Below are 22,281 nucleotides of genomic sequence, written 5' to 3' on the forward strand. Positions count from 1 at the left end.
TCTTTTACATCTTCGGCATATTTGGCATTCCCGGCATACCCTTCATCTTGCTCATCATACCAGCCATCTTCGAGCCAGTAACCATCTTCATCATTTTACGAGTCTGGTCGAACTGCTTAATGAGTCGGTTCACCTCTTGTATATTGGTACCAGAACCCTTAGCAATACGCTGACGACGAGAGTTATTGAGCAATTCTGGATTTGTGCGCTCCTTTGGTGTCATACTCTGGATAATTGCCTCAATACCCTTGAAAACATTATCGTCAATATCGACATCACGGATAGCCTTGCCTACTCCAGGAATCATAGAAGCGAGGTCCTTTAAGTTACCCATCTTCTTGATTTGCTGTATCTGATTATAGAAATCGTTGAAATCAAACTGGTTCTTCTGAATCTTCTTCTGCAGACGCTTTGCTTCTTCCTCATCAAACTGCTCTTGTGCACGCTCAACAAGTGAAACAACGTCACCCATACCCAAGATACGATCTGCCATACGACCTGGATGGAACACATCGATAGCCTCCATCTTCTCGCCCGTACCAATGAACTTGATAGGCTTTGTAACGACTGTACGGATTGACAATGCCGCACCACCACGTGTATCACCATCAAGTTTTGTGAGAACAACGCCATTGAAATCCAAACGATCATTGAATTCCTTAGCTGTATTCACTGCGTCCTGACCTGTCATTGAGTCAACAACAAACAGTGTTTCATCAGGATGAACATGATTCTTAAGACTTTCTATCTCGTTCATCATCTCCTCATCAACGGCCAGACGACCAGCGGTATCGATGATGACAACATCGTGCCCCTTTGCCTTTGCCTCAGCAAGTGCATGATCAGCAATCTCATTCACGTTCTTGTTTTCAGGTTCACTATAGACAGCTACACCCACCTGTTCACCAACAACCTTCAACTGATCGATAGCTGCAGGACGATAGACGTCACAAGCAACCAACAAAGGATTCTTATGCTCCTTTGTCTTGAGCATGTTTGCCAGTTTACCAGAGAATGTTGTCTTACCAGATCCTTGCAAACCACTCATAAGAATGATAGAAGGACGACCTGATAAATTCAGACCGACAGCCTCACCACCCATCAACTCTGCCAACTCATCATGTACAATCTTAACCATGAGTTGTCCAGGCTTAACGGCTGTGAGTACGTTCATACCTAATGCCTTCTGCTTTACGGTATCAGTAAAGGTTTTTGCAACTTTATAGTTAACATCGGCATCAAGAAGCGCTCTGCGCACGTCCTTCAGGGTTTCTGCTACATTTATCTCTGTAATCTTTCCCTCTCCCTTGAGAATCTTAAAGGAGCGTTCAAGACGATCACTTAAATTTTCAAACATTGCTTTTAAACGTAAACTTATATATTTTTATTCTATCTTACAAAGATAATAAAAAGGAAAATAATACCGCAAGCGAATGGCTGCTATTTTAATGTATTTTAAAACACACACCTTATAATAATGCGCATATAAATAGACTTTGTGCAAAAAAATGTAAAACAAATCGTACAATTGCCCTACTTTTTATCCATTATGGTAAGAAGAGAGAGTTAGACACAACTAAAAATCGCAACTTATTAGATTCAACTTAGCTTCTAAATTTGATATATAAAAATAATGATAAGAGTATTCCAAAGTCTAATAAAAGTCACGCAGTTTTTACTCTCCACCCGAAAGAGAAACTGAAGATATACACTTTTGTCTTATTTTTTCACAAACCAGATTTTAATTGATGCTTAATTGCCTTCGAAAAGATGCCCTTTCAGCTTGCAAAAGATGCCCTTTTGGAGTCTAACTAACGCCCTTTTGAACCCAAACTAAGCACCTTTTCTTGCACAGCTTTATAACTAACTGATATAATAACAGTTACAAGCACCCTAAAAACAACTATTTATATGCCTTTATTGAAGGATAAGAAGCCTTAAAGATGTAAACATTTTTCCAAACAGGAAACAAAAAAGAAGTGCCGACATCACTCTCTGAAAAGAGGAAAACGATGTCGGCACTTCCCTATTAATCAAAATACTGAATTCATAAAACCTTGTTTATTCTACAAAATTTATGAGCAGCAATAACAATATATTAGGAATAATCATCCAAGCAATGAAAACAAACAAAAGCGTAGGCGGACTATCATAAATAGATCCCCGATAATGAGTCATTACACGACTATGTCGTCCTCGCACCTGATATATATAATATACAATGATATACGATAAAAGTATAAGTACACAGATTACAGTTTTTTCTTTCCATCCAGTAAAATGAAGCAGTGTGATATTCAGCAAATTTAAGCAATACCCCAAAAGGAACATAATCCCTAAAGGTATTAGTAACACTCCATCAATACTACGACGCCCTGGGAAAAGTTGATGTAACCGCTCTCCAACAAAGTAAACCAAGTCGAAAAAATAAAACTTTCTCTTACCCATTCTTGCTTTAAAAGTCTATACAAGACAGTTGATGATTTCCGTAACCGACATACAGCCATGACGGTCAAGCCAGTCATTAATACCATCACGCACCTTTATCGTAACCTGTGGGTCAATGAAATTCGCAGTTCCTATCTGAATTGCCGTAGCTCCTGCCATAAGGAACTCAATAGCATCCTCAGCAGTAGAAATACCACCTAAACCGATGACTGGTATCTTCACAGCCTTTGCCACATCATTAACCATCCTCACAGCAACAGGTTTTACAGCAGGCCCACTCAAGCCTCCCGTACGGATACTCAACTTCGGACGACGACGCTCTATATCAATCGCCATTCCCATCAACGTGTTAATCAATGATACAGAATCAGCACCTTCATCTTCACAAGCACGTGCTATGCTGGCTACATCAGTGACATTTGGCGAGAGCTTCACAATCATTGTCTTATGATAATGCTGGCGCACAGCCTTAACAATAGAAGCAGCTCCAGAGCAGGTGACACCAAACGACATACCGCCTTCTTTCACGTTAGGGCATGAGATATTTACCTCGATAGCTGGAATACCTTCCAATGCATCAAGTTTCTCTGCGGTTTCTGCGTACGATTCTGGCGAATTGCCACTCACATTGACAATCATATTCGTGTCGATATCCTTTATCTGAGGATAGATATGTTCGATGAAGTAGTCTACTCCCTTATTTTGCAAACCTACGCAGTTAAGCATTCCCTGAGGTGTTTCTACCATACGTGGATAGTCATTTCCCTCACGTGGTTCCAGTGTCGTACCCTTGACGATAATACCTCCAATTTCTTCCAATGGTACGAAATCAGCAAACTCCAAACCATAGCCAAAGGTGCCACTGGCTGTCATCACAGGATTCTTGAGCTGTAAGTCACTTATCTTTACACTTAAATCAGCCATATTATAATCATCTATTTTTACAAAACTATGTGATTGTATGCTTCCTCTTCCTATTTAGCACTATTAATATAATAGGTATAATAAAAGGGAACTAAGCTTCAACCACTCCTATCTGTTTTATTCTCCCCACATCAATCTACGTGTATCGAAGACTGGACCTTCTGTACAAACGCACAGATTTCCTTCTGTCGTTTTCTCTACACAGCACAGACAAGCACCAACACCGCACGCCATCATATTCTCTAACGAAGCCTCGCAAGGAATTGATGCCTCATGAGCATAACGTGCCACTGCCATCATCATTGGCTTAGGACCACATGTCGAAATACGGTCAAAACGCTCTGTGGACAAAACAGAATGATTTGTAACAAAACCTTTCTCACCTATAGAACCATCCTCAGTAGTAATACATACCTTTCCATACTTCTCGAAAAGCGACACCTCTGCTAAGTCGGCTTCTGTACGAGCTCCCAACAAAAAGACAGGCGAACCGCCAGCATCCTTTATCTGCTTACCGAAATAAAGCAACGGAGCAACACCAACACCACCGCCTACAAGTAATACTCGTTCTGACGGACTTGTCAAAGGTGCAAACGTATTACCCAAAGGAAGCACGCAGTTTAACACGTCACCTTCACGTAGACGTGCAAGCGTGTGCGTACCTTCTCCAACAGTTGCAACAAGCAGCCACAACTCATTACGCTCTTTATCAACAAAATTAATGGAAATAGGACGGCGAAGAAAGGTAGAAGGCGAGCCGTCCACTCTCACCTCTACAAACTGACCAGGCAGCATCTCTGGAAGCGGTTTCTCATCTGTCAGCTTAATAAGGACATTCCTTGCATTGACACGTTCCACGGAAGATACCTTCAAGTCGAGGACATACTTCTTCATCTTGCTTTGCTTTTTAAAACTATGCAAATATAGGTAAAATATCCCGATTATAGACTGATTGAAGAAAAAAACAGAAAGAAATCCTTTCAAAATGAGTAATGCCCATAAACATCTATCACATTAATAACACAATTAACACCTTTATATATAATCAGAAAGAAACTATCTTATGCTTTTTCAGTCTCCGTGCTATAACCCAGCACATAATGTGTTAGTTCCTAACACACATGGTGTGGATGATTAGCACGATATGTGCTAAGGGGGTAAACATCTCGAAAAACAACAAAGTAAGCTATGACACGCTGTAAATCCTTGTATCAACAACCTTTGTATGAGATTGAATCACTTCTTTCGGAGGAATTAATCAGATAATAGATGTTTTTCAAAGTTAAACCTTGAAAACTTACCGAATCGATATTAAGCAGAGGTGAAACTAACGGCAAGGTATTCAGTTATGGAAGTTTTTTCAGTTCTCTTCTTCAGCTACCTTTGTGTGAAGATTGTCCAGAAGATATCAATGCGCTTACAAGACAGTTCAACCAGGGTCCTGACACGCTGTTACCTTGTGCTGACCTTACCAATACTGAACATCTACCGAGATTTACAATGAACATAAGACAAGCGAGAAGAACATAGACATACAAAATATTGACTTCGTAAGCTCATATCTGCCCCTTTCTTTTATGTTCGAAAATATAGTTTTTATGATGAATACTGCTGAATACAAACAAAATAGAGCAAAACTTTCTATACATAAATTGAAGAGTAAGAAAAGAGACGATAAGACACTATGTAATTGCTTTATCAAGTTTAAATAAATAGTCCGCTTCCAACATACGATTCCTTAGATTTACACTTTCCTGTCACTACTGTCACCCAAAGAGAGTGTATAACTAATTAGTTTATAAGGAGTTTGTGCTAAATGTTAAAATGACAGCAAACTAAATCGAAAATAGTTTTGTAAGTAAACGCTTAAATTTAAGTCTATCGTAACACCTCAAAACTCTGGATAGACATGATAAAAACGTAAGAACCCAGTAGTATTAATAAGAGAAAAGATCTTTGTGGGCTTAAAGTTCGTTTGCATGCTATAAACACCTATTTCTTTATAGTAAGAGCAAATACATCAAAATAGAAACAAAGGCTTGTAAGAAAGACTACATAGACTCCTATAGAATAATGTACGCTACTTAGAAATTGTTTTAAGAGATATCTAATGTAACTTTGCACTCGGAAGTTAACGAATACGTTTACAAACTCCGAGTGCTATTCTTTGAATATCATTTTCACATTCCGAAGGCTTACTTCTTTGGAACAAAAGTCTCCCATGTTTGGTCATCAAAGAAGATACGAATCTCTGTGATACGCCGTTGCGGTTTGTCAATATATTTTACCGCTGTGCGAGACGGACTTTTGTACATATTATCACTATATGGAGAGTTTATCTGTTCCGACTCTGGTAGTGAGGAGGGGGTAGGATTAGGAAAGTCAAGCATACCTTCAGAGACTCCAGGAGACATCATACCAGCTTCTCCAGATGAAGAATTAGGTTCAGTAACCTGATCCTTAAACATAGGTCCTTGTCCATACAGAAGCCAATCAAGATTAATCTTTGTAAACTTACTCTTGATAGCCTCAACTGTATTTAGAGTCGGTTTAGTTCTACCAGTAAAAATACTACTAAGAGATGCTGATGAGATTCCTATGAAATCTGCGAAAGTTTGTTGAGTCATGTGCTGACTCTCCATAAGCTGTCTGATTCGATCTTTCATATCCAAATTCTATCGTTCGTTAGCAAATAGAGAAGTTTTTTAGCTGATTAGCTACTTCTCTAAGAACTTTACAAAGGTAAACATAATATTTTAAATATCAAAATAATGAGTTGATGATATTTCATTTGTATATCTAACTTTTGATATTTACATTTTACAAACACAAAGGGCTAAGTATGTGCAATTCTAATATACATTTACAAAACGATATATACAAACCTATATAATATCAAAGGAATAAATAAGCCGAAAACTCTAAATTACTGGCTATAAACAACCTTTATTGGCATATACAAACCTAAAACAGCCGAATATGCAATAAAAAGGGAGATAACAAGAGTTTAAGCTGATAATAGTATTAATAAATTATAATAAACATCTGATTAACAATGTATTATATATTAAAACTGCTTAGTGCATGAAAATGCATATTGATTTATAAACGTAAATACTTTAATTTTGATTTGCAAATACATTTTTGTGTGTGCAATTTTCAATATAAAAACTATCCGTATTATTCAACATATACAAACATAAAATATAAAAATACCTGTTTTTTATTTCACAAAACTAAAACTAAAAGAATGTGAAACATAAATCAATTATTACGAAAAAGTCCCATTTTTTGCGTGCTTAAAGTATTTACGAACAAGGGTAAAGAAGTCGAAAAATACGCGAAAAATGGAGAGGACAAAATGAGTTAACTACACTATAAATCAATAGGAAACATAAAAAAAGCACCCTTTTCAGAGTGCTCCTTTTAGCTTAAAATATCATGATTTCGGGTAAAAATAAGTGATTTTTATGCCCCAAAAGCATCAAAAGTCCTACTACTTTTTAGTGAAGTATGAAAAAAATAAGCTCTTTCATCAAATCTCCTGCACCAGTATTAGGATTATCCAATCCTTTACTCTTTCCATCAATATCTCGAATCATAGAAATTATGTCCATCGTTTTACGAGCTGAATAATTCTTTTGGCCTATTACGAAATCTTTAGCTCCCCATGTATTACGCAAATCTAAAGCAGCAGCGATATCTTGCTCTGTATTTTTTCGAGGAGAATAATGAACTATCATCAAACTTTGGAAATAAGAAAAGAGTAATGGGAGAAAAGAATAAAGAGAACCAGCCTTAGGATTATTGTCAAAATATTTCACAATCTGATTTGCCTTAAAACAATCCTTCTGTACAATCGCGTTTCTAAGTTCGAACGCATTGAAATCTTTACTGACACCAATCTCCTTCTCCACTACTTCTGGTGTCACCATAAGATTGTCTGCAGGAAGAGAGATAAGCACTTTATCCAACTCAGAAGTAAGACGACTAAGATCTGCACCAATATGATCAGCTATTATCTGACATGCCTTTGGGTCAATACTAACTTTCCTCTCCTTCAAATAACTTTGGATAAAATCAGGGAGCTGATAGTCGCGCAACTTCTTACTTTCAAAAACGACACCCACTGCCTGTGCTAAACCAACAGTTTTCTTACGTGCGTCAATTTTCCCGTTTTTATGGCACCATACAAGGATGGTTGATTTTACGGGATTTTTGAGATACTTCTCGAGTGCTTCCAAAGAACGAATATTCTGCGCCTCTTTAACTATGATAACCTGATACTCCGCCATCATAGGATAACGTCGTGCCATATCCGCTACCTGAACAGCTGTAACGTCTGATCCAAAACAGATAGTCTGATTAAAGTCTCGTTCCTCTGGAGACAGAACATGCTCTGCTATATAACCAGAAATCTGATCGATATAATAAGACTCTTCTCCCATCAGCATATAGATGGGAGCAAAATTCTTATTTTTCAGATCCTGCATAATACTCTGAAATGTTGGTCCTTGCTTTGGTGGCATTTACTTTTTTATTAACTTTGCATAAAAGATAAACCATATACACAAGTAAGAAATATAAGGATATAAACCTATATTGATAGAAAAACTATCTAAGGGAATACATCTCCCAAAGTCTTACGGTATGGTCTTTCATGCAAAGTTAATAGAAAAGAGATAGAAAACAAAATTTTCATTTGACTTTCAACATACACTTTACACCTTATTATATATAAGATATTTAGATATGATGCAGCTTAACCTCCCTCCTTACCAGATTAGAGTAAGAGAGGTAAACGGACGAAAGCAGATTTTTGATGTACTCCGCAGGAAGTATGTAGCACTTACTCCTGAGGAATGGGTACGCCAACACTTTATTCATTACCTCATTGAGCATAAGAGCTACCCTGTTACCCTACTTGCTAACGAGGTTCCACTACAAGTAGGTGAGAAGAAAGTCCGCGCTGATAGTGTACTTTACGACAATCAGCTTCATCCGAGGATGATTATTGAATACAAAGCACCTACCATACCATTGACGCAGAAGGTTTTTGAGCAGATATCTGTTTATAACCTCCTACTCCACGTTGATTATCTGATTGTATCAAATGGCTTAGATACCTATATCTGTAAAATGGATTATGAGAATCAAACATACGCATTTCTCGAGACGATTCCAGACTATCAAAACATTTAACAATATAGTTGTTTAAACCTCATATATACGTTCTATTAATCTTTACAATCAATGAAGTAATATACTTTGGCACTATCTTTGTTTATAAGTCCGTATGAAACTATAAACAGAAGTTATTTCATATAATATAGAAGAAGACATGGCAATTGGAAAATGGATTGGTGGCGCATTAGGCTGGATACTTAGCGGAAATATGCTGGGAGGCTTAGTGGGCTATTGTATAGGTACTATACTTGACGAAGCGATTACAGGCGATAATAAAGATGATAGACAAAATGGATATGGAGATCAGAGCCATTTTGGAGATGCACGTCCTTTTGAAGAAGACCGCAATTCCTTTTTATTCTCGATGCTCGTCCTTTCCTCCTATATTATAAAAGCCGATGGGAGGATAATGCACTCTGAAATGGAGTATGTACGCCAATTCCTTCGTCATAACTTCGGTGAGCAGGCTGTAAGCCAAGGAGAATCAATTCTACTAAAGTTATTTGACTTACAGAAGCAACAAGGACCTTACCAATTTAAAGAAACAATCCGTAAGAGCTGCATAGAGATACATTTTCATACGAGTGATAGTCAACGACTACAACTACTAAATTACCTTGTCATCATAGCAAAAGCAGATGGCACAGTAAGCCCAGAAGAAGTTCTTGCACTAAAGGAGATAGCCCTATATCTTGGGCTTTCAGCTCAAGACGTAGAGTCCATGCTTAACTTAGAAAGTGGAGCAAAAGCAAGTAGCAACATTGAAGATGCCTATAAAGCATTAGGGGTATCTCCATCAGCAACAGACGATGAGGTCAAGGCTGCTTACCGCAAGATGGCACTTAAACATCATCCAGACCGTGTTTCTACGCTTGGAGAAGATATTCGAAAGGCTGCTGAGAAGAAATTCCAAGAGATTAATGATGCCAAAGAAAGAATCTATAAAGCAAGAGGACTGTGAGTAAAGTTGAAGAATTTATAGTGGACAAGTAGACTGGTTTATATTAAACCAGCAATTGCTAATAAAATTATAACAAGCATTTTCAATAAGAGACAATCATAAAATTGCACTATGGCAACAAGACTTAAAATAAAAACAACAGAAGGTGATATCATTATTCGCCTTTATGACGAGACTCCAAAACATCGTGATAACTTCCTAAAGCTGGTAAAAGAAGAATACTTCAACGGTACTCTCTTTCACCGAGTGATAAAGGACTTTATGATACAAGGTGGTGATCCAGATAGCAAAAATGCACCTAAGGGTAAGATGTTAGGTACAGGTGGACCCGATTATACCATTCCTGCTGAGTTTGTTTATCCACAATACTTCCATAAACGTGGTGCCTTAAGCGCAGCCCGTACTGGTGACGAAGTGAATCCTAATAGAGAAAGTAGTGGTAGCCAGTTCTATATTGTATGGGGAAAGACCTTTAAACCTGCAGAGCTGAAGCAAATGGAGCATCAGATGGCAATGCAACAAGAACAACAGGTATTCAATCAACTTACACGAGAACATCACGAGGAGATAATGAATTTAAGACGTAATCGTGACCGTGCAGGACTGCAAGAACTACAAGATAAACTGATAGAACAAACAAAGACTATCTGCAAGGAACAAGGTAAGCCGACCTTTACAAAAGAACAAATAGAAGTTTACACCAATGTTGGCGGTACTCCTTTCTTAGATAACCAGTACACCGTCTTCGGCGAGGTGGAGGAAGGTCTTGATATTGTTGAACGTATACAAAACTGCGATACAGACCGCAATGATCGCCCAACAGAAGATGTTAAGATAGAAACTATAGACTTATTGTAAGCCTATATAATGAAACATTAAATGACACAACATTCCTTGTATAGTTATTTCTTGTTGGAATAACTATACAAGGATAATCTTATTTAACCCAGCAGGTTTAATCTTTCTTAGCGAAGATAGTATGACAGAAGCTCCAAGTTCTTCTGCTTAGTAGCATCTACTATCAAGAAGATATCTATAAGCCACCAGATACCACAACCACCACCTGTCAACAACTTACCAATACCTAAACCAACATCACCAATATAAAAACGGTCAACACCGAGTGTCCCGATAAATATTGACAAAAGAATTGATAGCAAAGGATCTTTCATCTGAGAGTGGAGAGCCAATATCTCTGACTCACTAATATCAGTGTTTTCCAATCTTGTACGAACACTCGGAATACTTCCTGCAGGGATTTTTGATGAAAGCATCATCAATATATGATTCACCTTTTCTGATTCCATAATGATTATCTTAGGTTTAATAATTTACATAACTTTACATGCTCTCAAACTCATATCCACTATATTTTTAGGATGTTTCTCACAATAAACCAAATGAAAAAGAGGGTTATATACAACCATATAAGCCGCTTATCTTCTATTACCTTTGTGAGACTATCCTTAGCCTTCCCTTTTGGAAGTAAGGCACGTACTCCAAACGATAATATGTATGGTCCAGAAAATAGAAGAAAATAATTATAGTGAATTGCTTCTGAAAACCGCCCTTGCAATAAAGCATGCAACGCACGTTGAATGCCACAACCAGGACATTGTAACCCTGTTGCGACCTTAAGGAGACATTTAGGTGCCCATAAAGTCGTAACAGGGTTATAGAAATAATACAGAATTAATAGGAAGGCTCCCAAACAGAGCCAACCTATACACTTTATAGTATGTTTCAAGGATTTAGTGAGATCCAGCCATTGTGCTCAATGCAGCCAAACCACCGAAGCAAACAAAATAAAGGATAGAACCAATTAGACCCACAACAATACCAATAATACTCCACTTTTTAGCGTCATTAGCAGCTAAAACAGCTTCATCGTATTGTTTCATCATATAAAGCTCGTTCACCTTCATTGCACGAATGATTGCATAGATACCTGCTGGCAAACAGCAACATACAGTTGTGAAAATCGCAAGAGCCAAATTGTTATTTGGCTTAGGAGTATTCATTTCTTCCATAACTTTTTTGAGCCGACTCCCCATGGCATTTTTTCTGTTTTATTAATTGAACCACGTTGCTACTATGGTGGGGAAGTCTTAAGTGACACCTCTTCACAAACGGGCTATTGTTTTCAGCTATTACTTAACTGAGGACAAATTTAAGTAATTTAGATTAAATATACAAGCTAAAGAAAGACTTTTCTTTCTATCACAAACAAAAAAAATACATTTTAAACAAATATAACATCTATAAATATGCCAAGAAGAGCGAGTAAACCTAATTAGTTTATCTTTCCACAAAAACATCAGGAATTCTTTAATATGTTAAAACAATCACAAAACTTTATACATTCTTCCCTAAGTTCATAAACAAAGTCAAATAAACCGAGAAACTTCCATAAACAATAATCGGATTAAAGTCAATTGACTCTAACCCGATTCTTTTTTATATTCTCTCAATTATTCTTTCTTAACTACATTTGAATTGCGCAAGAATAAGTCTGCATCTGATTTATGCCAAACAGTTTACACGACCTATATTGTATTCACGAATAACATCTGTCATATAATGAAACATCTTACGCATAACACTCATATTCTTTACTTTCTTTTTCATAACGTTTCCTTTCCTCTATTGAGTTATACAATCTTTTACTTGTGTTCTTATTGAGACTGAAGCCCATTTTTATCAGCAACCTCTTTGTTATCCTTACGAGGTGCTGCTTGTGTTGTTTTGTGTTTGCAAAGTTAGTACACTTTCCAAAATCTCACAAAGGAAACTTACACTTTCACTTTGTTTTTCTATTAAATTTTGACCTGCGTCAATAAGGTTGACACGTATCAACCCCGCTATTTGACATATATCAACCCATGCGTGCCTTTATATCAACATCCTCTAAACGAATATATTATAATAAAAAAAAGACGGAAAGACAAGTATAACATTTTCTTTTCTTACCTTTGCACTATGAACACAAACGATAATCATAGCTTTCGATTACCTGCTGAGTGGGAACCACAAAGCGGAGTTATACTGATATGGCCGCATGAAGATACCGATTGGTGTCCTTATCTTGAAGATATTACCGAGGTTTATCTCCAAATGGCGGACGCTATCTCACGATATGAGGCATTGCTTATTACAGCAAGAGACACTGAACTTGTACGCTCTTTACTGGCTGAAAGGCTGAAAGAGGATCAGATGAAACGTGTAACGCTCTTTGCTTGTGATAACAATGACACTTGGGCACGCGACGTTGCTCCAATTTCTCTCATATCAAACAAGACATCAAAGGATAGCTTCCAGCCACCTCACCTACTCGACTTCTGTTTCAATGGATGGGGTGAGAAGTTTGCAGCAGAAAAGGATAATAGAATCAATCGACAACTTTACGAGGCTGGACTCCTCCAAGGAGTATTAGAAAACCACAAGGATTTTGTACTGGAAGGTGGTTCTATAGAGAGTGATGGAGAGCGTACACTCTTTACAACAACGAGTTGTCTCATGGCCCCACACCGTAATCAGCCTCTCACACAAGAGGATATAGACAAACAATTGCGCCTATTCTTCCCAAATGTAGAGCGAGTTATATGGTTAGATTATGGTCAGTTGGCAGGTGATGATACAGACGGACATATTGATACTATCGTACGTATTGCACCAAATGACACCTTATTGTATATAGGATGTGACGATAAGGAGGATGAGCATTATGAGGATTTCCGACTCTTAGAGGAACAGTTGAAGCAGCTTCGCACACTGGATGGTAAGCCTTATCGCCTACTCCGCCTTCCTATGCCTGATGCCATCTATGATGATGACGAGCGTCTGCCTGCAACTCATGCGAACTTCCTTATCATCAACGGAGCAGTACTTGTACCAACTTATAACCAGCCCAAAAAGGATAAAGCAGCATTGGACACAATCCAAGAGGCATTCCCTGATCGTGAAATCATCGCCATAGACAGCCGTACTATCATCAGACAGCATGGTTCAATACACTGTCTTACGATGCAGCTACCATTAAACGAATAACACCGCTCATCTTTTGAGTTGACAATAGATGGAATGGTAATAAATAGAACACAGAACAATAAACATAAACAAGGTAAAAACCTTTATTATGAGAGAACTTAAGATAGGTTTCCTGCAGCAACACAATGTTGCAGATATCAAAAACAATATTGAACGATTGGCTGAGGGTATTACAGACTTGGCACAACGCGGTGCGGAACTTGTTATCCTCCAGGAATTGCACAATTCACTTTACTTCTGTCAGACAGAAGACGTGAATAAGTTTGACTTAGCCGAGACGATACCGGGTCCATCAACTGGTTTCTATGGCGAGTTAGCACGCGAGTTGGGTATTGTCATCGTGACATCACTCTTTGAGAAGCGTGCACCAGGACTTTATCATAACACTGCCGTGGTAATAGAGAAGGATGGTAGTATTGCTGGTAAATATCGCAAGATGCATATTCCAGACGACCCTGCTTACTACGAGAAGTTCTACTTCACACCAGGCGATCTCGGATTCCACCCAATTGATACAAGCGTAGGACGCCTTGGTGTACTTGTATGCTGGGATCAGTGGTATCCTGAAGCAGCCCGCCTGATGGCATTACAAGGTGCAGATATGCTTATCTATCCAACTGCTATCGGCTACGAAAGTAGTGATACAGAAGAGGAAAAGCAACGTCAGCGTGAGGCTTGGACAACAGTCATGCGTGGTCATGCCGTTGCTAACGGTTTGCCAGTAATTGCTGTAAACCGTGTCGGTCATGAACCTGACCCAAGCGAGCAAACTCAAGGTATTCAGTTCTGGGGAAGCAGCTTTGTTGCTGGCCCACAGGGCGAACTGCTCTATCGTGCTTGTGACAACGACGAGGAAAGCGTTATCCTCAACATCGACCTTGACCATAGCGAGAATGTACGTCGTTGGTGGCCTTTCCTGCGTGACAGAAGAATCGATGAGTATGGGGAGATAACTAAAAGGTTTATAGATTAAAAACCTCCCCTAACCCCTCCAAAGGAGGGGAATTCCCCCTGCTCCTCGCTTAAACCAACAGTCATTGACCGAAGGGAAGTTATGAGGAAGGGAGTCCTAACAGGGTAAGAGATTTTCTCTTTATTAATGATTATAGCTTGATAGGACTTAAATAACATCTCCTTCCACACGGAATATGATAATAAGTTGTACTATCTAACAAGATAGTACAACTTAATATGCCATCCGCACCATTGGTGCTTACCATGCGCACCACACGTGCTAAGCACCAACACATAGGCTGGATATGGATTGAGAGTTGCTATTGTTATACAAAAAGAGCCATACCAAACCCATTTTTAGAGTTTGATATGGCTCTTTTTAGTTCTATAAATATAATATGTAGGCTTCTAAATCAACGGCATTCCCGCTTCTTCACACGCTCTTCTCATTTCCTCAGGCCAGATACTTGCTTGTATCTCACCGATATGTGCTTTATGCAACATTATCAGACAAAGACGACTCTGACCAATACCACCACCAATACACAATGGTAGTTTGTCAGAGAGTAACTGCTGATGGAAGAAGAGATGCTCACGTTCTTCTTGCTTCTCTATCGACAACTGACGAAGTAAGGCAGACTTATCCACACGAATACCCATAGACGAAAGTTCAATGCTACGTCCTAAGATAGGATACCAAATGAGAATATCACCATTCAACCCCGTCTTTCCGCCTTCTGCAATAGTTGACCAATCATCATAATCGGCAGCACGGCCATCGTGCTTCTCACCATTACTTAATCTACAACCAATACCCTCAATAAACACCGCACCATACTTCTTACAAATAGTGTCTTCACGTTCTTTTGCTGTCATTGTAGGATACATATCCAACAAATCTTGCGCATGAATAAAATGAATCGTCTGTGGAAGGAAGGGTTCTAACTGGGGATAGGTCTCACAAGCAAGAAACTCTGTGCGGAGGATAGCTGCATAGATACGACGAACGACATTCTCTAAAAAACTACGTGTTCTATCGCTTTCGGTGATAACCGCTTCCCAATCCCACTGGTCAACATAAAGTGAATGAAGGTTGTCTAATTCTTCATCGGCACGGATAGCATTCATATCAGTATAAATACCATAGCCTGGCTGAATGTCATAATCAGCCAACGTCAGTCGCTTCCACTTTGCCAACGAATGTACCACCTCAGCTTGTGCTTCCCCTAAATCCTTAATAGGAAAGGAAACAGGGCGTTCAACACCATTCAAGTCGTCATTGATACCTAATCCTTTCAGGACGAACAGTGGTGCCGTAACACGACTTAGTCGTAGCTCGGTAGCTAAATTCTGTTGGAAGAACTCCTTTATCAGTTTGATACCCAGCTCCGTCTGGCGTTTACCAAGTACAGCTTTATATCCTTCTGGCTTTATCAGTTGACTCATTATGGTTCCTTTCTATTAATCTTTTATCAGTTATTCAATTGCACACAAAGGTATATATTAATTATCAGACTGAGAAACAAACATCATCTCAATCTAACAAAATAACATATTTCCTCTACGCAATACAACTTTATGACAGCTTATATCTAATGTTCCCACTTGTTATAAAGGATTGGCCTAAGCCTTGAACCCCACACTTCTATATCATAAACTTTAACAAGAATGTTTACTGTTCGTTTGGAGTTATGCAAACTTTACTGTATCTTTGCACTATCATTAGGCTCCGTAGCTTAGCTGAATAGAGCGTCAGATTCCGGTTCTGAAGGTCTTGGGTTTGAATCCCAACGGAGTCACTAAAAAGTGATAATCCACTAATGACATTTAGCCGAATGAGGTCAGAAAAATGTTCTGAAGGTCTTGGGTTTGAATCCCAACGGAGTCACTAAGAAGAAAGAAATACTCCCTAAAGAGTCTCTAAAAAGTGATAATCCCTTGATGACATTTAGCTGAATGAGGTCAGAAAAATGTTCTAAAGGTCTTGGGTCTGAATCCCAACGGAGTCACTAAGAAGAGAAAACAGAACTCTCAATGGAGTCACAGATTGTAACAAAGGATGTATGGTTGTTTACTGTTCATCCTTTTTTTGTTCAACCGAGTTAACTCAGAAATAGATTAATTCATCCTAAAAGAATAGAGTATGCAGAAGAAAATCAGAATTGGACTACTCCCACGCGTTATCATTGCCATACTGTTTGGATTATTCCTTGGTTATTATCTACCAGATCCAGCAGTAAGAGCGTTTCTGACTTTCAATAGTATTTTCAGTCAGTTCCTTGGCTTTATGATTCCGCTGATTATCATTGGATTGGTAACACCTGCTATTGCAGGAATTGGAAAAGGAGCAGGTAAGTTATTGCTTGCAACAGTAGCGATAGCCTATGTAGACACGATTGTAGCAGGCGGCTTGTCCTACGGAACAGGAACATGGTTATTCCCCTCTATGATTGCTTCCACAGGAGGAGCAATACCACATATTGACAAGGCAACAGAGCTGACACCTTACTTTACTATCAATATCCCTGCAATGGTTGATGTGATGAGTAGTTTAGTATTCTCATTCATCGCTGGTTTAGGTATTGCATACGGTGGTTTACGCACAATGGAGAATATCTTCAATGAGTTCAAGACTATTATTGAGAAAGTGATTGAGAAGGCTATTATCCCTCTCCTACCACTCTATATCTTTGGTGTATTCCTCAGTATGACCCATAACGGACAGGCACGACAGGTACTTTTGGTTTTCTCACAGATTATCATTGTTATCCTCGTACTGCATGTACTCATCCTTATCTATGAGTTCTGCATTGCAGGTACAATTGTGAAGCGCAATCCTTTCAGATTACTATGGAATATGTTGCCAGCTTATCTGACGGCATTAGGAACAAGTTCGTCTGCTGCAACAATCCCAGTAACATTGAAGCAAACTGAGAAAAATGGTGTAAGCGACGAAGTGGCAGGCTTTGTTGTACCGCTTTGTGCTACAATCCACCTCAGTGGTAGTGCGATGAAGATTACGGCTTGTGCATTGACAATCTGCCTGCTGACAGGTTTGCCACATGACCCAGGACTATTCATTTACTTTATCCTCATGCTTTCCATTATTATGGTTGCAGCCCCAGGTGTACCTGGCGGTGCGATTATGGCAGCTTTAGCTCCCCTATCAAGTATCTTAGGCTTTAACCAAGAGGCACAAGCTTTGATGATAGCCCTGTATATTGCAATGGACAGCTTTGGTACAGCTTGTAATGTAACAGGTGATGGAGCAATAGCCCTTGTTGTCAATAAATTCTTTGGAAAGAAAAAAGAGTCATCTGCCCTTTCTTAGGAAATGTAATAGATATGAAGTTTGGAAAATGAAACTGTATAAAACAAGAGTTACTGTCACTTCTGTCAGGCATAATGATTGTTTAACTAATTAGTTTACAACAAGTTCTCTCCAACTGTTAAAATGACAGCAAAGAGAATTAAAACTAAACTAACAGAATATATAGTAAAATCAGCATAATAAGAAATCCTAAAAAGAAACAGCAGACGACCTATCATTAGGCATTATCAAAATTAAATAGTATCTTTGCAAATGACAGGCTGCAATTAGCAGCACTGATTTAGCAAAAAGACATACAACTAAATATCCGTAACATCATGGAAATAGTAGAAAGATTTATCAACTACACCAAGTTTGACACACAGTCGGCTGAAGATTCAGAGACAGTGCCAAGTACACCGAAGCAACTAATCTTTGCGAAATACCTCAAGGAAGAACTTGAGCGTGAAGGCCTGAAAGATGTTGAAATGGACGAGATGGGCTATATCTATGCCACTCTTCCTGCCAACACAAAGAAGAAGATTCCTACAATCGGTTTCATCTCTCATTATGACACAGCACTTGACGCAAGTGGTGCCAATGTTAATGCTCGTATCGTAGAAAACTACGATGGCGGTGATATACAACTGAACCCTAACATGGTTAGCTCTCCACGAATGTTCCCAGAACTTTTAGAACACAAGGGAGAAGACCTCATCGTAACTGATGGTACAACCCTACTGGGTGCCGACGACAAGGCAGGTATTGCTGAGATTGTACAAGCGATGTGCTTCCTCCGCGATCATGACGAGATTGAACATGGTGACATCCGCATTGCTTTCAACCCAGACGAGGAGATTGGTATGGGTGCACATCATTTCGATGTAGAGAAGTTCGGTTGTGAATGGGGCTATACCATTGATGGTGGCGACCTCGGTGAGCTTGAATACGAGAACTTCAACGCTGCTGGTGCTAAAGTTCTTATCCATGGAGTAAGCGTTCATACAGGTTATGCGAAGGGAAAGATGGTCAACGCCAGCCGTTTGGCTTGTGAATTCAACAACATGATTCCTTCAACAGAGATTCCTGAAGAGACTGAAGGCTACCAAGGATTCTATCACCTCACCAGCATTGAAAGCCGTTGTGAGGAGGCAAAACTCAGCTATATCATTCGTGATCACGACCGTGACCATTTCGAAGACCGCAAGCGTTTTATTGAGAATTGTGTAAAGCAGATGAATGAGAAGTATGGCGAAGGAACTGTTGAGTTGAAGATGAACGACCAGTACTATAACATGAAGGAGAAGATTGATCCTAACATGCACGTTATTGAGTTAGTTCTTCAGGCTATGCAGCAGGCAAATGTAGCCCCAAAGGTACAGCCTATCCGTGGTGGAACAGATGGTGCACAGCTTTCATTCAAGGGTCTTCCTTGTCCAAACATCTTTGCAGGTGGCGTAAACTTCCATGGTCCTTACGAATTTGTTTCAGTTCAGGTAATGGAGAAAGCCATGCAGGTTATCATTAACATCTGCCGATTGACGGCTGAGTTTAATGATTAATCACTGAAGATTAATTAGTTAAAGATATCATACCGGAGTTAAACCAACACTTTTATGGATTATATATTTATGTTGGTTTAACTCCTTTTCTTTTAACTATAAGATTTTCAGCTATAGCCCACCTCTCCCACAAACAACACCTACAAAATTACTCATAAAAGGTATTGGTTAAACTTCCAACTACCCCACTAACTCCTCTAACTCCATAAAGTATTTATGTCAGAACTACCCGAATTGGTCAAAGACCTTGCTCTTATTCTCGTTGTAGCAGGATTTGTAACACTTCTTTTCAAGAAACTCAAACAACCATTGGTATTAGGATATATCGTGGCAGGTTTCCTCGTATCACCTCACATGCCTTATACCATGAGTGTTGTCGACCAAGGTGACATACAAACATGGGCAGATATTGGTGTTATCTTCTTATTGTTCTCATTGGGATTAGACTTCTCCATTAAGAAGATTCTCAAGATGGGAGCCTCCCCCATCATAGCCGCCTGTACCATCATCTTCTGTATGATGGCATTAGGTATCATTGTTGGACACAGTTTTGGATGGAAAGAAATGGACTGTATCTTCCTCGGAGGTATGGTCGCGATGAGCTCCACAACCATTATATACAAAGCCTTCTCAGACATGGGACTCACACAGCAAGGCTTCGCCTCTACCGTGATGAGTGTACTTATCTTGGAGGATATCCTTGCCATTGTTATGATGGTGATGCTCAGTACCGTAGCCAGCGGAAACAGTCCTGACGGCGTACAGCTTATTGGTAGCATCATGAAGATTGGTTTCTTCCTTGTTTTATGGTTTGTTGTTGGGCTCTTTGCCATTCCACTCTTCCTTCGTTCTGTTCGTAAAATCCTTAACAACGAGACCCTGCTTATCGTATCATTAGGCTTCTGTTGTCTTATGGCCGTTACATCAACACAGGTAGGCTTTAGTGCTGCCTTCGGTGCCTTCGTTATGGGAAGTATCTTAGCAGAGACTGTTGAGGCAGATAAAATTATCCGCCTTGTAGATCCGGTAAAGAATCTCTTTGGAGCCATCTTCTTCGTCTCTGTTGGTATGTTAGTAAAGCCTGACGTTATTGTTCAATACGCTTTACCGATTCTTTTACTTGTCATAACAATTCTTGTTGGACAAGCTTTGTTCGGCACCTTGGGTTATCTTCTCGGTGGACAGACCCTTAAGAACGCTATGCGCTGTGGATTCTCAATGGCACAAGTTGGCGAATTTGCCTTTATTATTGCGACATTAGGAAAATCCTTAGGTGTAATCAGCGAATTCCTCTATCCTGTTGTTGTAGCTGTATCAGTTATCACAACCTTCCTTACTCCGTATATGATTCGTGCGGCAGAACCTTGTTATAACGTCCTTGTTAAGCATCTGCCAAAACGATGGGTACGCCGTCTTACTCATATTCAGACAAACAGTGCTGGAGAGAGTGCTTCATCTGATAACCATTGGAAAGTTCTTATGAAGAAGATGATACTCAATACTCTTATCTATGGTATTCTCTCTGCTGCTGTCATCGCTATCATGTTCTCTGCTGCCCTTCCTATATGTAGGGACTTATCTATAAAATGGACTGGCAGTCACTGGATTGGTAATGCTGTGTGTGGATTCCTTACAATCGTCTTTATTGCACCTTTCCTACGCTCTATCGTGATGAAGCAGAATCATTCAGAAGCGTTCAAAGCACTATGGACAGACCGTCGTATAAATCGTCTGCCCCTCACTGCAACCATCCTTGCACGTGTCCTTATTGCACTCAGTTTCATCTTCTACGTATGCAACTATCTCACACGCTTTAAGAATGCGCTGATGATTGCCGTTGCTATAGGCTTGTTGATACTGATGCTTCTCTCTCGTTGGCTTAAGAAAAGAAGTATTACACTGGAACGTCTGTTTATTCAGAACCTTCAAAGCCGTGACATCGAGGCACAAAAACAAGGAAAGAAGAAGCCACTATTTGCCAATCACCTGATTGATCGTGATATTCATATCGCCAATCTTGAACTGCCTGACGACTCGCTTTGGGCTGGTAAGACATTGTATAGTTTGAAGCTCCGAAATCGCTTTGGTGTGCATATCAGTAGTATTCTTCGTGGCTCCAAGCATATCAATATTCCGAATGGTAGCACAATTCTCTTCCCTGGTGACAAACTGCAAGCCATTGGTAATGATGAACAGCTTACAAAACTTTCTAAGGCAATAAATGCTGAGTTACAGCCAGAGGTTACCAACATAGAGAAGCATGAGATGAAACTCCGCAGCTTCACCATCTCTAAAACAAGTCCTTTCATTGGAAAGACGCTTAAAGACAGTGGTATCCGCGACGAATACAACTGTATGGTTGTGGGTGTTGATGAAGGCCAGAAAAACCTCACACTCATCACTCCTTCCCGCTGCCTGCAGGCTGGTGACGTTCTATGGGTTGTAGGTGAAGAAAAAGACTTAGAACGTATCCTCGCATTAGGATAACCCCTTTCAGGCTTATTAGCCCTTATTACTCAATTAAGTAAATGGACTAATAAGCCTGAATTGTATATAAACACTTCTCTCCACATCTTATCATTAATCATCAATCATTGACTCAGAGAGAGGGATATTGCCAGCTTTGTCATATATTTTCACGTCTTCATTTTCAAAAGAGTACAAATTGCATTTTAATTAACGCCCAATTGACTTGTAATAAATGCCCTTTTACATTGTTACTAATGCCCTTTTGAAAGTCAATTAAGCATCTTTTTATACGCAACCTCATAAACCACTAATTTCCTTATGGTTACAAAATCAAGGCTTTAGTTCCTTTCTACAACTCTTAAAGACAGAATAGCATTAATTTTTGTAAGGTTTTTTCGACACAACAAATTAAATAAAAG

17 protein-coding genes and 1 tRNA gene are annotated in these 22,281 nt (G+C 39.2%); 9 read left to right on the forward strand and 9 right to left on the reverse strand.

Features of this window, described 5'->3' with window-relative positions; all coding sequences use genetic code 11:
* Positions 1-4: 4 nt before the first annotated feature.
* The 5 genes from ffh to holA form a co-directional block, all read right to left on the reverse strand.
* On the reverse strand, positions 5-1,357 hold the full coding sequence (gene ffh, locus PMEL_RS04685) for a signal recognition particle protein (protein ID WP_120174192.1): 1,353 nt from the start codon (positions 1,355-1,357) through the stop codon (positions 5-7).
* A 1,106-nt stretch (positions 1,358-2,463) separates the two neighbouring features.
* Positions 2,464-3,372 carry a dihydroorotate dehydrogenase gene (locus PMEL_RS04695; protein WP_120174194.1) on the reverse strand — a complete coding sequence of 303 codons (909 nt, stop codon included), beginning with the start codon at positions 3,370-3,372 and terminating at the stop codon, positions 2,464-2,466.
* Between the two features lie 117 nt (positions 3,373-3,489).
* The gene (locus PMEL_RS04700) at positions 3,490-4,266 is read right to left on the reverse strand and encodes a dihydroorotate dehydrogenase electron transfer subunit (RefSeq protein WP_120174195.1); all 777 of its coding nucleotides are present in this window, start codon (positions 4,264-4,266) and stop codon (positions 3,490-3,492) included.
* Between the two features lie 1,301 nt (positions 4,267-5,567).
* Complete coding sequence (locus PMEL_RS04705) at positions 5,568-6,038, reverse strand: helix-turn-helix domain-containing protein (protein ID WP_172586747.1); 471 nt, start codon at positions 6,036-6,038, stop codon at positions 5,568-5,570.
* An 837-nt stretch (positions 6,039-6,875) separates the two neighbouring features.
* Positions 6,876-7,901 carry a DNA polymerase III subunit delta gene (gene holA / locus PMEL_RS04710; RefSeq protein WP_120174197.1) on the reverse strand — a complete coding sequence of 342 codons (1,026 nt, stop codon included), beginning with the start codon at positions 7,899-7,901 and terminating at the stop codon, positions 6,876-6,878.
* Between the two features lie 223 nt (positions 7,902-8,124).
* On the opposite strand from holA, the gene PMEL_RS04715 reads away from it, so the two are divergent.
* The 3 genes from PMEL_RS04715 to PMEL_RS04725 all read left to right on the forward strand — a co-directional run bounded on the left by PMEL_RS04715 (position 8,125) and on the right by PMEL_RS04725 (position 10,378).
* Positions 8,125-8,574, forward strand: a complete 450-nt coding sequence (locus PMEL_RS04715) for a type I restriction enzyme HsdR N-terminal domain-containing protein (RefSeq protein ID WP_120174198.1) — start codon at positions 8,125-8,127, stop codon at positions 8,572-8,574.
* Positions 8,575-8,713: 139 nt separating this feature from the next.
* Entirely contained in the window at positions 8,714-9,520 is an 807-nt protein-coding gene (locus PMEL_RS04720) for a DnaJ domain-containing protein (RefSeq protein ID WP_120174199.1), read from the forward strand.
* A gap of 111 nt (positions 9,521-9,631) precedes the next feature.
* Positions 9,632-10,378: a peptidylprolyl isomerase gene (locus PMEL_RS04725; protein ID WP_120174200.1), complete on the forward strand. Its 747-nt coding sequence runs from the start codon at positions 9,632-9,634 to the stop codon at positions 10,376-10,378.
* Between the two features lie 107 nt (positions 10,379-10,485).
* On the opposite strand, the gene PMEL_RS04730 is transcribed toward PMEL_RS04725, so the two are convergent.
* Genes PMEL_RS04730 through PMEL_RS04740 form a run of 3 tightly spaced genes read right to left on the reverse strand, consistent with a single transcriptional unit; the run spans position 10,486 to position 11,550 of the window.
* A complete protein-coding gene (locus tag PMEL_RS04730) occupies positions 10,486-10,827 on the reverse strand; it encodes a TM2 domain-containing protein (protein WP_120174201.1) in 342 nt (113 codons plus the stop codon).
* Positions 10,828-10,886: 59 nt separating this feature from the next.
* A complete protein-coding gene (locus PMEL_RS12480) occupies positions 10,887-11,267 on the reverse strand; it encodes a DUF2752 domain-containing protein (protein WP_317125170.1) in 381 nt (126 codons plus the stop codon).
* Positions 11,268-11,271: 4 nt separating this feature from the next.
* Positions 11,272-11,550, reverse strand: a complete 279-nt coding sequence (locus PMEL_RS04740; RefSeq protein ID WP_036924459.1) for a CD225/dispanin family protein — start codon at positions 11,548-11,550, stop codon at positions 11,272-11,274.
* A gap of 949 nt (positions 11,551-12,499) precedes the next feature.
* On the opposite strand from PMEL_RS04740, the gene PMEL_RS04745 reads away from it, so the two are divergent.
* Together PMEL_RS04745 and PMEL_RS04750 are read left to right on the forward strand one after the other, a co-directional pair.
* Positions 12,500-13,567 (forward strand): agmatine deiminase family protein, encoded by a 1,068-nt coding sequence (locus tag PMEL_RS04745; protein WP_120174202.1) that lies wholly within the window; start codon positions 12,500-12,502, stop codon positions 13,565-13,567.
* Positions 13,568-13,655: 88 nt separating this feature from the next.
* On the forward strand, positions 13,656-14,540 hold the full coding sequence (locus PMEL_RS04750; protein WP_120174203.1) for a carbon-nitrogen hydrolase: 885 nt from the start codon (positions 13,656-13,658) through the stop codon (positions 14,538-14,540).
* A gap of 389 nt (positions 14,541-14,929) precedes the next feature.
* Here the strand turns inward: PMEL_RS04750 and asnA are convergent, their stop codons facing one another.
* A complete protein-coding gene (gene asnA, locus PMEL_RS04755; protein ID WP_120174204.1) occupies positions 14,930-15,967 on the reverse strand; it encodes an aspartate--ammonia ligase in 1,038 nt (345 codons plus the stop codon).
* A gap of 279 nt (positions 15,968-16,246) precedes the next feature.
* Here asnA and PMEL_RS04760 point away from each other — a divergent pair.
* From PMEL_RS04760 to PMEL_RS04775, 4 genes are all read left to right on the forward strand, one after another.
* Positions 16,247-16,320 (forward strand) — tRNA-Arg (locus tag PMEL_RS04760).
* 344 nt (positions 16,321-16,664) lie between these two features.
* Positions 16,665-17,852 (forward strand): dicarboxylate/amino acid:cation symporter, encoded by a 1,188-nt coding sequence (locus tag PMEL_RS04765; RefSeq protein ID WP_120174205.1) that lies wholly within the window; start codon positions 16,665-16,667, stop codon positions 17,850-17,852.
* A 317-nt stretch (positions 17,853-18,169) separates the two neighbouring features.
* On the forward strand, positions 18,170-19,393 hold the full coding sequence (pepT, locus tag PMEL_RS04770; RefSeq protein ID WP_120174206.1) for a peptidase T: 1,224 nt from the start codon (positions 18,170-18,172) through the stop codon (positions 19,391-19,393).
* A 216-nt stretch (positions 19,394-19,609) separates the two neighbouring features.
* Positions 19,610-21,880 (forward strand): cation:proton antiporter, encoded by a 2,271-nt coding sequence (locus PMEL_RS04775; RefSeq protein WP_120174207.1) that lies wholly within the window; start codon positions 19,610-19,612, stop codon positions 21,878-21,880.
* Positions 21,881-22,281 lie beyond the last annotated feature (401 nt).

The sequence above is a fragment of the Prevotella melaninogenica genome, from assembly GCF_003609775.1.
Lineage (GTDB): Bacteria > Bacteroidota > Bacteroidia > Bacteroidales > Bacteroidaceae > Prevotella > Prevotella melaninogenica_A.